We start from the raw sequence: 12,068 nt of genomic DNA, 5'->3' as shown, positions 1-12,068 counted from the left end.
ACTGTGGTCAGGCACAGTATATATCTTATGTTATCTTTGATCATAGGGCATAAATGCCAGTCAATTGAGGTCTTTTCAAGGCTAAAATCATGACAAGACTATACAATAAAGGATGGACGTGTGGAGCATTTACTTCTGATAGGGGCCGGATATAGTGCCGCTTATATTGCTGAAAAATTTTTAACTGACCCAGCGTCTAATGAAATGACAGTAACAGTGACCACACGCGCCGCCAGTCAAGAAAAGAAAAGGATCAAACCTTTTCCTCAAGCGACCAAGTTACTCGAGGTAGATTACCAAAGCCCTAGCCTGCCAGTGTCGACCACTCATCTTATAATGACGGCCCCGGTTTCGGTAGAGAAAAACAGGGAACAGTGGCAGGCACTCGCTAAGGCTATTGGCCAATTACCCTCACTTCAATGGATTGGATATCTTTCAACAACGTCTGTTTACGGGGATGCTGCTGGCGAATGGGTTACAGAAGATTTTCCGCTTAATCCATCGAATAAGAGAGCCGATGATCGGTTGCATGCAGAAACTCAGTGGCAAAGTCTCTCTAAGGAGCTTTCTCTCCCGCTTGATATATTTCGATTAACAGGCATATACGGTCCAGGTCGGAGTGCAATAGATAAGCTGCGATCTGGAAAGGCACGGATGATCATCAAAAAAGACCAAGTTTTTAATCGAATTCATGTGGCTGATATTGCAGAAGTTTGTTTCGCTGCTGCACAGACACCGCGGCAATCACTGCAGCAATCATTGCGGCGTATATATAATGTATCTGATGGCCAGCCTTGTCCTCCCCAGGAGGTAACAAAATTTGCAGCAGACTTACTTGGCATAGCGCCACCCAAAGCTGAAAACTACGAGTCAGCAGACATGAGCTTTATGGCGCGAAGCTTTTATGAAGAAAATAAAAGAATTGATAATAGGAAAATGAGGACTGAGCTTAATGTTAATCTTCGATATCCATCTTACAAAGAGGGATTGACGCCGTTAGCTTAAGTCTTCGTCAGAGAGTTCCCTTGCTTCATCCACCAGCATGATGGGAATGCCATATCGAACAGGATAGGCAAGCTGTGCTTTTTTGCTGATGAGCTCATTGGAGTCTCGATTATAGACTAAACTTTCTTTGGTGACAGGGCACACAAGTCTTTCTAAAACTTTTCTATCAGCGCTGATATGATCTTCAGAAGGATTACAGTCGGTCATAAAACACCTTAACTAAACATGAGGGACGATAAACGGCGACGATATTTTAAAGTGAAAGGATCCTTGGGTCCAGCCACTTCAAAAAGCTTTAACAATTGTTTTCGAGCAGCTTCCTCATTCCAATCCATTTCGCGCATGAGAATTTGAAGCAATTCTTCAGCAGCTTTGTTTTGATCATCTTCAGCGATATAAATGAGAGAAAGATCAAACCGGGCTTGATGGTTATTCGTGTCAGCCTCTATCGCTTCTAGAAGGGCCACTTTGTTCCCTAGACCTTCAGTTTGCGCCAGTAAATCCATTTTTGTGACCAATTGATCACGACGGGACTTAAGTGCCTTATCCGTGTTAATTTCAGCGCTTAAGGTAGCCAAAATTTCTGCCGCTTGATCGCGGTTACCTGTCGCAACAGTGGCCTCAGCAAATAAGATTTTTGCTTTATCATGATCTGGTGCGGCCTGTAAGACTTGGGCTAGCATTGCCATGGCTTGATCATAGGCTTCAGCATCTAGCATAGTTTCAACTTGATCGAGAACCGCATTGATTTGAGAGTCTATGGATCCTTCAGCGGGTTGAGCCCCTGTTTTCTCGATGACGCGCTGAATAAATTCTTTCAGTTGGCTTTCAGGAACAGCTCCTTGAAAGCCATCGACTGGGCGTCCCTGAAAGAAAGCCATGACAGTTGGTAAACTTTGAATGCGAAGTTGAGAACAGAGTTCCTGATTTTCGTCTGCGTTCACTTTTACTAATTTAACCGCACCCGATGCATTTATCACGGCGGATTCTATAAGCGGCATCAATTGTTTACAGGGTTCACACCATTCTGCCCAAAAATCAACAATAACGGGCACGTGCATGCTGGCATCCACAACAAGAGGGCCAAATGTTTCTAAGGTGGCTTCACTTACCAGAGGTGTGTCACTTTGTGGCGCTGCTTGTTGAGGAGACGCTGTTGGGTCTTGAGGGGCAGCTATACCACTAGGAGGCATCATTTGGTCATTCATGGGTGATCCATTCTGTTTTGTTAAAGCATCATTGTTTATCTTAGCCTAAGAGAGGCAGATTTATATTCTTACGCCCCCTTTTAGAGACAAAAAGATTTGCTGAAAAGAGGAGAAATAAAAGATTCGCCGCTTTTGGTATTGGAAAAGGGAATGAATAAAGAATAATATGAGAAATAATATTATATATATCAGTTAGTTATGGAATTATTTCATTTTTTTGAAATTTTCTGTTGCAATGCAAAGAACACGCGATATTATGCGCGCCACAGCAGGAAAACTTATCCTGTTCCATTAATGGGAACGCGGGCGTAGCTCAGGGGTAGAGCGTCACCTTGCCAAGGTGAATGTCGTGAGTTCGAATCTCATCGCCCGCTCCATTAAATCAAAAAGCCAGTCTTCGGACTGGCTTTTTTGTTATGGAGCGCATTAAAAGTTTGGCCATACAATCAAAAAACCATCAAAATATAGTTCCCATTAAAATATAGTTCCCATTAAAATATAGTTCCCATTAAAATATAGTTCCCATTAAAATATAGTTCTAGGGGGACTGGCTTTTTTGTTATGGAGCGCATTGAAAAGTGTGTCTTTTGCGTTTCTAATGACTTTTGCGAGAGAAGGGCTAGCCAAAGTGCGCTTTCTCACTACAAACAATAACCGTTTAAGTTTGTCGCTTGAATAGAATTTTCACCCTCATAATATTCCCGAATTTTGGGTGTTACAATTTTCACAGTAACATAATCTAATCCTTTGAAGGGCACCTGAACGTGCAGGCACATTGGAGTTAGTTATAGCATTATAGAATTAATTTACTGTGGTTCTACGTTTGATGAAGGATGTCCTCTAATTCTAGGACAGGCAAACAAGGGTATTTTAATTTATATTATACAATTGAGTAAATGGCCATGCACTGTGGAGAAATATAATGACGGGCATATCAAAACAGGTTTCATTGATACTTTTTTTACTAATACTGTCAGCTGTATCACATGCAGATTTTTCACAAAAAGAAGTAATAATAAAAAGAGATCAAAAGGGCGTTCCACACATATATGCTGACGACAAATACGGTTTGTTTCTAGGCTATGGTTATTCTGTTGCACAAGATAGGTTGTTCCAGATGGAAATGATCAGGCGCTCAGCAAAAGGCACGGTCTCAGAAGTGCTAGGTGATAAATATATCTCCTTTGATAAAGCGATGAGGGTAGAATTGTCTATTACGTCTGTGAGAGAACAGGTCGAAGCGTTATTGCCTAATCAGCGGGCTGTCTTAGAAGGCTATGCAGATGGTATGAATCGTTGGATAAAATTCATTGAGACTGACCCCGATAAACTGTTACCAAAAGAGTATGCAGTATATAATTTTTTACCGAGAATGTGGGACGCTGTCGATGTGGCAATGGTATTCACCGCTGTGGTTGCTGATCGGTTCTCTGACTTTTCAACAGAGCTGGAGAATCTTGCTCTGTTAAACGCCTTGCAAGCTCAACATGGTGAAGAGAAAGCTCTCGTAATTTTTAATCAGTTAAACTGGATTAACGATCCAAAGGCCCCAACGACAGTCCCAACGAAGGTGGCCAAGAAAGCCTCGCTCATCAAAGAAAATGAATACTCTAGTCTGCCGAAGATCAATCGTGATTTATTGGTCGCACCGAGAATGGTGTTTAATAGTGATGGTAGCTACAAGAATGTAAACCTTAAAGAGGCGGTAAGTTATTATAAATCTGAATTAGCTGCTTCTGGAATAAGTGGCTCTGCTGGCCATGCGTCAGCCAGTAATATTTGGTTGATTGGGCAAAGTAAGTCAGAGGATTCAAATGGTTATTTACTAAATGGCCCTCAGTTTGGTTGGATCAATCCTTCTTATGTTTATAGTGTAGGCTTACATGGGGCAGGACTGGATGTGGTCGGAAATTCATATTTTGCGATCCCCCCGATTTTTTTCGCTCACAATAAACATATTGCTTGGGGCAGTACGGCGGGAATGGGAGATACGGTTGATTATTTCATTGAAGAATTGAATCCCAATAATCTTGATGAATATTTTTACAAGGGAAGATTTCGCCCTATGGAAAAACATCAAGAAATAATTCATGTTAAAGGGCTGGAAAGTATACAGTTTAATATTTCAAGGACTGTTCATGGCCCTATTGTTCGTCAAGATAATCATTCCAAAATTGCATTTTCAAGAAAACGTACATGGGACGGGAAAGAAGTGCAGAGTCTTTTTGCTTTTATGGATCAAATGGAAGCAACCACTTATGACCAATGGAAAACCGCTGCAGCCCGTAACGCTGTCTCTGTCAACTGGTATTACATTGATAAAGCAGGGAATATTGGATATTTTTATAGTGGTCATTTTCCTAACCGTGCGGAAGGCCAAGACTCACGTTTACCTACTCCTGGTACTGGCAATATGGAATGGCAAGGTGTTATATCTCCTCATAAATTACCCCAAGTTTATAACCCAAAAATAGGGTATATTGTAAATTGGAACAACAAGCCTGCCAACTTTTGGCCAAACGGGGATCCTTGGTATGTTGTTTGGACATCTGCTGACCGTGCAACTGAACTGTTTGAAGTTTTAGACAGTAAGAAAAAAATGTCATATCAAGACGTGATTGAATTAAACCGCACGGCCTCATTTAAAGATCTAAATATACGTTATTTTTTACCCTTTCTAGAAAATGCAGTTTCTGAATTACCAGACTCAGATATGGCTGCGATTTTAGTCGCACACTTACGCTCGTGGGATCAGACTTGGAAAGATAAAGATCATAATTTTTATTATGATCATGCAGGACCAGTGATACTAAATGCTTGGTTATCGAAGATGTTAGAAACTGTCCTTCGGGATGATATCGGGTCAGAATTCTTTTATCTTTATCAGTCTCCTGGGTATGCAATTGAGCCAAGAACAAGTTCCACAAATATCACGCCCGGTGTGAAGATTTTATATAACGCTTTGTTGGAAGAGAAATCAGGTGTTCCTCAGCGTTTTGATTTTTTTAATGGTCAGAAAAAATCTCATGTAATTTTATCAACTCTCCGACAAATAGGCTTAGAATTAAGTAACCGATATGGCGGTGACCTCAAGAAATGGAGATTGCCTGTTGCACGCCAAGTATTTCGCTCTGTTAATTTTTATGGAATCCCTCAAACGCTTCCTCAATTGTCTATTAGTATCCCAATTACGATGAATCGCGGATCCGAAAACAACCTATCTGTGATGCATAATGAGGGGATCATAGGCACTGATGTTACCCCTCCAGGCCAAAGTGGTTTTGTTGCTCAGACAACTGGTTTTAGCCAGCATTATAGAGATCAAATTGGAATGTATCTTAGGTTTGAGCAAAAGCAATTACCCTTCACAAAAGAAGAAGTGGAAGCTGTAGCGGTGAGGTCTGAAAAGTTAAAATATTAAAGGGCTTTTTTTCTCGAATAAGAGAATTTAAATTTATTCCTGTCCTTCTTTTCGGGGACAGATATTAGTGCACTTGAGCGCTAGTCTAGACGAAATGGCAATTATAATATCGTTATTTTATTTACCAAATGCGTTAGGAGAAAAAGTGATGCAGAGGATGTACGGATTAGTCGCAACTGTTTCTACAATTTCGTTATTGGTTGGTCATTCTTCAGCTTATGCTGAGGATGATGATCGTGGCCATGCACTAGAAGAGATCATTGTAACGGCCCAACATAGAAGTGCAAATGTTCAGGATGTTCCGGTCACAGTTTCTGTGTTGAGTGAAGATTTGATTCTAAAACGAGATATTTTTGACGCACATGGAATTGCAATGAATACTCCAGGTCTGGCTTATGGGGAATTTTCACCGGGTCAGGCCTCCTTTTCTATGCGAGGTGTTGGTTCCTCGGATGATGGCGCTGGTTTGGATAACTCTGTCGCACTGTTTTTGGATGGTGTGTATATCGGTCGCGGAGCGGGCATTAATTTTGACATGTTTGATTTGCAGCGAATTGAAGTCCTGAAAGGACCTCAGGGTGCTTTGTTTGGGCGAAATACAATCGGGGGTGCCATCAATGTTGTAAGTAAAAAGCCGACAGATGAGTTGGTGATAAAATCTGCACTTACATATGGTAATGAAAATATATTTAGGGCTCAAGGATTAATAAGTGGGCCATTGAGTGACAATCTATTCGGGAAGGTGGTTGTAAATCACAGAAGTCATGATGGATTTGTTCGTAATACGCTCTTGAATAAAGATGTGAATGATGAAGATCAAACCTCATTCAGAGGACAGTTGAGATTGGCATTGGATAGGAGTGACTGGCTTCTTTCTGGTGACTATATGGAAGATCATCGTGAAGATACGGGTCGATTCCCCTTTAGGAATGGCAACTTTGATTATGTAGGGACGGCTGAAGCGCTTGGGGCAAACAAACCTCAAACGACAGCTGCTCCTGTTGAGGGGTATACCGACCGTAAAGGGGGAGGGCTAAGCTTGCAGGGTGATGTGCAATTTGGAAACGGAATTTTGACGACAATTACATCATTTCGTAGCATTGATACTGATTGGGCAATGCCTTCGGTAGGAGCACCCCTTGGGGGAAATTATGATTTGGATGCTGATGTTTATGGGTCAGATGTGATTGATCATATTGAAGAGAAAGTTGAGACTTTTTCAGAAGAGATTCGCTGGACATCAAATCTTGGGCATTCTTTGGAGTTTATTGCAGGCCTGTATTTTTTTACTGAAAATACGGATCGCCCTGAACAGTGGAGTATTCAAAGAAATACTGTCGATACAGGGCAAGTCATTGTTGGCAATGAATATTCCCTTACTGCGAATAAAACAACATCCTATGCTGCTTATGGACAGGCCCAGTGGACATTCGCTGAAGATTGGACACTTTCTTTTGGTGGTCGATATTCACATGATAGAAAAGAATATACTACAACGGCAGTTAACTGTGGGCTTGATGAGGCTGTTAGAGCCGCAGCTGGGTTTCCCAATTTTGAGCTATGTGGCAGCGTTGGCGGTAGTTTGGGAATTATTGCAGAGGTTTTCAATGTTGAAGTTGATGGTTCATGGAGTGATTTTTCTCCAATGGCCTCTATTCAATATCAGGCGACAGATGATTTAATGGTTTTCGCAACGTGGGCAACTGGCTTTAAAAGTGGTGGTTTTGCAGGATCAGCAGGTGTTGAGGCCGTGGCGCAAAATATTGTAGAACCTGAAACTGTTACAAACTATGAAATTGGTTTTAAAGGCGATTTTTTTGCAAATCAGCTTCGAATGAATGTTACAGGATTTTATATGGACTATAAAGATTTGCAGGTTGTGCGATTTGGGCCTGTTCCCGAATCTTCATTTGGAACATTCACAACAACCAACCTAGGGAGTGCAGAAATTAAAGGTTTTGAAGTGGAAATGGTCTGGCAGCTTACAGAGTATTTCCATGTAAACGCTAATTATGCATTTTTAGATACTGTTGGGAATGATTTAATAATTAACGGCACTGATGTCTCAGGAAAAGATTTACGACAGGCTCCAAGAAACTCTTACAATTTGGATCTGAACTATTCACTTCCAATGGAGAATAAGGGCACCCTAGATTTCAATATTCACTTCACTCATATTGATGAGGAGCGAATGGATTACCAAAGTGATTTACCAGTGATTAGCGAACGTAATTTAACCGATGCACGCGTATCTTGGACGTCGAATGACGAGAGATACCAGATTGCTCTTTGGGCAAAGAATATTTTTGATAAAGCATATGTCGCTCATTCTTACATCATAGGTCCAGGGGCAATAGGTATATGGGGTCCGCCGAGAACGTTTGGTGCGACATTGTCTGCATCTTTTTGACCTAAACTATATCCCATATACATGGACAATTGAGGTTTTTATTCGCATTTATGAGTGTTTCTCCAGCTATAGAGTTACCTGCAATGTTATTGCCTAGGGTAGCAAAACGAAAGGAAGTCTGAAATGAGAGCAGGCTATACAACGAGGCAGAAAAAGCCTTCTGACATCCAGAAAATAGTGAGAGTAAGGTTGGTCATGTCATTTTCTCTTAGTGCAATTTTACTCATAGTCTATGCCTTTTATGGCTTTTTACTGTCAGCAGGAAAGGATCTTGCTCAACTCTCAATTTTGGGAGAAGTCAACCTCGTCATTGTCATGTCGTTGTTCTCTATCTTCATGGGAGTTTTTATTTCTGGGTATTATTCGTGGTGGTCTAAGAGGGCTATTGACCCTGAAATAAAGCGAATTCGTGAAGAAAAAAAACATGATTAACTATCTTTCAATGCTAATCGGATTTATGGTTTTTACTCCTCTCTTTTGTAAAGGTCTTTCGGCCGATGCGATAATATCAAGTGGCGAAAAACAGGCTATTAATCCCGTAGCAATAGGGACTTTTCTCATTTTTGTTTTGTCTACACTCGGCATTACATGGTGGGCCGCTAATCAGGTCCGTTCCCGGAAAGAGTTTTTTGTTGCTGGAGGCGGCTTAAAACCTTGGCAAAATGGAATGGCGATTGCTGGTGATTTTATGTCAGCAGCTACTTTTTTGGGTATAACGGGCGCTCTTTATTTTCGCGGAATTGATGCTTTCATTCTTTCTGTTGGTATAATGATAGGGTGGCCAATAATTTTAATGGTTGTTGCTGAACGATTTCGCAATCTAGGAAGCTTCACATTCATCGATGTACTGGCATCTAGGTTTGAAGCTCGTCCAATCCGAATTATGGCATCGTGCGTGTCCCTTAGTATTGTACTTTTTTATTTAATTGCACAGATGGTTGGAGCCGGTACTCTCATTCAAATTTTATTCGGGCTAGACTATAAATGGGCAGTCATCATTGTTGGAATATTGATGATTGTCTATGTAGCATTTGGCGGTATGGTTGCCACAACCTGGGTCCAAATCATTAAAGCGAGCTTGCTTTTAATCGGCGGGACATATCTTGCCTATGCGATCCTTGTTCATGTCGGGTTCTCTTTTGAAAGGCTTGTTCAAAATGCCATTGAGAAAAGTGATCTTGGCTCGTCTTTATTTATCCCAGGTGGATGGTTCGCCAGTGATCCTTTTGCCATTATAACAGTCTCTTTGACTATGACATTCGGGATAATGGGATTGCCACATATCCTGATGCGCTTTTTTACGGTGAAAGATGCTGTTGATGCTCGAAAATCTGTTTTTTACGCGACGTCAATAATGGGCTATTTTTATGGTGTTATTTTGGTCATTGGGATCGGGGCTTCTTTTGTTTTGTTTGGAAATGACACGATTCTCGATGAGGCCGGCCTTCTAACAGGAGGGGCTAATATGGTTGCCATTCATGTTTCCAGATTACTTGGTGGTGATTTTATGTTCGGTTTTATGGCTGCCGTTAGTTTCGCAACAATTCTAGCCGTTGTCGCCGGATTAGCTCTTTCGGGTGCGGCAACTCTTTCACATGACCTCTATGGCCAACTATTTAAGAAAGTAGATGATCATCCTGAAAAAGAAGTGAAAGTCACAAAATATGCCACCGTGATTTTAGGAATATTGGCCGTAATTTTTGGCTTCGCTTTTGAAGGACAGAATGTTGCCGTAACAGCTGCCATTGCTCTAGCTATTGCAGCTAGTGTTAACTGCCCTATCATTATTCTCTCTCTCTATTGGCAAGGATTGACCACACGCGGAGTCATATGGGGTGGGTATATTGGGTTGTCGGTTTGTGCGGTATTAATCGTTTTAAGTCCTGCGATATTCGTTTCGGTGTTTGGATTTGATAGGGCCCCTTTCCCTTATACTTACCCCACAGTTGTGGCGATGCCATTCACTTTCTTGACTATTATTCTAGTCTCTAAATGGGATAAAAGTGATCGGGCTCGAGAAGAAAGGAGGGCTTTTCCAGCTCAAGTACGTAAGTCAGAAATCGGCTCGGAAGTCTTGAATGCAGGTGAACACTAGGGAGTAAAAAATGTCAGAGCTCATTAGCTTGTTTCATAAAAACCCTGAAATTGGAGAGTATGTTTGTTCGATTGCAGATGTCGTCCGTTCGATGGGTGGAGAAGCTTTTGAAAAGTGCTTGATGAATTTTCTTTCCGAAGTTGTTCCTGTAGATCACTGTGTCGTCTTTACCTATTCGGATAGAGGTAATGCTGGCCATTTGTTTACGCATAGTAGAATGCCAGACAGAGAAGCGGAAGAACTCGCCAGAGACTATGTGGATAAATTCTATAAGGACGATCCAAACTTTAAAGAGATTCAGAATTCCGATTCTGACGAGTATATTGAATTGGATAAAAAGGTGATTTCAGTCGATTATGATCCAGCTTATCAAAATCATTTCTTTGATCGTCGAGGATTGATTGATAAAGCAGCCTCGGTTGGAAAAGTTGAAGATGGGCGTGTCTATTGTAATTTTTATAGAATGGTAGATTCGGTTAAATATTCTAATGTAGAATGGTCTGTGCTCAAGGACTTGATGCCACTTGCGACTGCACTGATCGCTGTTCATTATGATATAGCTAGGGCTAATGGAAACGCTTTTCCTGACAACGGCAGTGAAAATATAGTCAGAAAAAGTATTGTCCATAATGTTATCTCTAAAGATTCACCACCATTTGACTCCCTTACAATGCGAGAACGTCAAGTTTGTGAGAGAATTTTGCTGGGATATACAACAATTGGTATTGGTTTCGACCTCGGCATCGCTCCAACTAGTGTGGCCACATATCGCAAGCGATCTTATGCAAAGCTGAATATTTCATCACAAAATGAGCTTTTTAATATGTGCCTGAAAGTAGCGCGCGCTCATTAGTCATGCTTATTGTCATTAGTCCTATATCCAGAGGACATATCTGGCCCCTTTAATTTTATATAATAGCTATAGGAATAAAAATTAAGGAGAAAAACATGTCTAAACCGTTCGCTTCTTCAGCAGATCATGGAGAAAAAGTTGAATCTTTAAAAGTGTTGGCTGATGGAGTCTATGCTTTAACTGCTGAGGGAGATCCAAATGTTGGGGCGATAGAAGGGGAAGATTTCATTGTCGCCTTTGAGGCTCGTGCTACTCCTAAAGCTGCGAACGATTGGCTCAAAAAATTAAGAATTCATACAAATAAGCCTGTCAAGTATCTGGTGTTATCCCACTATCATGCAGTGCGAGTGTTAGGGGCATCGGCCTTTAACGCTGAATCTATCATTGCTCATGAGAATACAAAAATATTAATCGATGAACGCGGCCAGCAGGACTGGGATAGCGAATTTGGTAGAATGCCTAGACTGTTTCGAGAACCTGAAGGAATTCCAGGACTTACGCATCCTGATATTACGTTCTCCGATCGGCTTTCTATTGAGTTGGGCGGTGATCGAGGTGTGTTAATTCTTGAACATTGTGGAAGGGGGCATACAGCAGGGGATATCATAGCGTGGCTTCCTAAGCAAAAGATTATGTTTGCTGGGGATCTCGTAGAAGCTCAGGCAGCTCTTTATACAGGGGATGCCTTTCATATGGATTGGTCTTCTAGCACTCTCGATAGAATAAAATTATATGGCGCAGAAATAATGATTGGAGGCAGGGGTGTTGTTGCACAAGGCCGTTGTGAAGTAGAGGGGGCTATAGAACAATCTCGGGGATTTTTAACAGATATGATCAATCATGTAGGCAAGGTTCACAACAGAGGTGGTAGTTTGAAAGAGGCGTTTGAGGTAACTCATAAAGCTTTAGAACCAAAATTTGGAAGATGGCCTATTTTTGAGCATTGCCTTCCATTTAATGTTCAAAGGCTATGGGATGAGTTTGATGGAATTGATTGGCCCCGTATCTGGACAGATAATCGTGATCAGGAAGTTTGGAAAAAGTTACAGGATTAATTGAAATTTATACCACTAAGC

Annotated in this window: 9 protein-coding genes and 1 tRNA gene; 8 read left to right on the top strand and 2 right to left on the bottom strand. The window is 41.3% G+C overall.

Features of this window, described 5'->3' with window-relative positions:
• Window positions 1-120 precede the first annotated feature (120 nt).
• Window positions 121-1,005 carry an SDR family oxidoreductase gene (locus tag QGN29_RS04345; RefSeq protein ID WP_310799455.1) on the top strand — a complete coding sequence of 295 codons (885 nt, stop codon included), beginning with the start codon at window positions 121-123 and terminating at the stop codon, window positions 1,003-1,005.
• Here the strand turns inward: QGN29_RS04345 and QGN29_RS04340 are convergent.
• Together QGN29_RS04340 and QGN29_RS04335 are read right to left on the bottom strand one after the other, a co-directional pair.
• Entirely contained in the window at window positions 997-1,212 is a 216-nt protein-coding gene (locus QGN29_RS04340; protein ID WP_310799454.1) for a Trm112 family protein, read from the bottom strand. The two genes, QGN29_RS04345 and QGN29_RS04340, sit on opposite strands and share 9 nt — an antisense overlap.
• A gap of 8 nt (window positions 1,213-1,220) precedes the next feature.
• Complete coding sequence (locus QGN29_RS04335) at window positions 1,221-2,213, bottom strand: tetratricopeptide repeat protein (protein WP_310799453.1); 993 nt, start codon at window positions 2,211-2,213, stop codon at window positions 1,221-1,223.
• Between the two features lie 302 nt (window positions 2,214-2,515).
• Here QGN29_RS04335 and QGN29_RS04330 point away from each other — a divergent pair.
• From QGN29_RS04330 to QGN29_RS04300, 7 genes are all read left to right on the top strand, one after another.
• Window positions 2,516-2,590 (top strand) — tRNA-Gly (locus tag QGN29_RS04330).
• A gap of 545 nt (window positions 2,591-3,135) precedes the next feature.
• The gene (locus QGN29_RS04325) at window positions 3,136-5,634 is read left to right on the top strand and encodes a penicillin acylase family protein (protein ID WP_310799452.1); all 2,499 of its coding nucleotides are present in this window, start codon (window positions 3,136-3,138) and stop codon (window positions 5,632-5,634) included.
• A gap of 148 nt (window positions 5,635-5,782) precedes the next feature.
• Window positions 5,783-8,044, top strand: a complete 2,262-nt coding sequence (locus QGN29_RS04320; protein ID WP_310799451.1) for a TonB-dependent receptor — start codon at window positions 5,783-5,785, stop codon at window positions 8,042-8,044.
• A gap of 195 nt (window positions 8,045-8,239) precedes the next feature.
• Window positions 8,240-8,476 (top strand): DUF485 domain-containing protein, encoded by a 237-nt coding sequence (locus tag QGN29_RS04315; protein WP_375164630.1) that lies wholly within the window; start codon window positions 8,240-8,242, stop codon window positions 8,474-8,476.
• The gene (locus QGN29_RS04310; protein ID WP_310799449.1) at window positions 8,469-10,139 is read left to right on the top strand and encodes a sodium:solute symporter family transporter; all 1,671 of its coding nucleotides are present in this window, start codon (window positions 8,469-8,471) and stop codon (window positions 10,137-10,139) included. Before QGN29_RS04315 ends, QGN29_RS04310 begins: the two co-directional genes overlap by 8 nt.
• 10 nt (window positions 10,140-10,149) lie before the next feature.
• Window positions 10,150-10,992, top strand: a complete 843-nt coding sequence (locus QGN29_RS04305; protein WP_310799448.1) for a helix-turn-helix transcriptional regulator — start codon at window positions 10,150-10,152, stop codon at window positions 10,990-10,992.
• Window positions 10,993-11,087: 95 nt separating this feature from the next.
• Entirely contained in the window at window positions 11,088-12,047 is a 960-nt protein-coding gene (locus tag QGN29_RS04300) for an MBL fold metallo-hydrolase (RefSeq protein ID WP_310799447.1), read from the top strand.
• Window positions 12,048-12,068 lie beyond the last annotated feature (21 nt).

It is taken from the genome of Temperatibacter marinus (assembly GCF_031598375.1).
Taxonomy (GTDB): Bacteria; Pseudomonadota; Alphaproteobacteria; order Sphingomonadales; family Kordiimonadaceae; genus Temperatibacter; species Temperatibacter marinus.
Note: the sequence above shows the minus strand (reverse complement) of the source record. Positions and strands in the feature narration are given on the sequence as shown.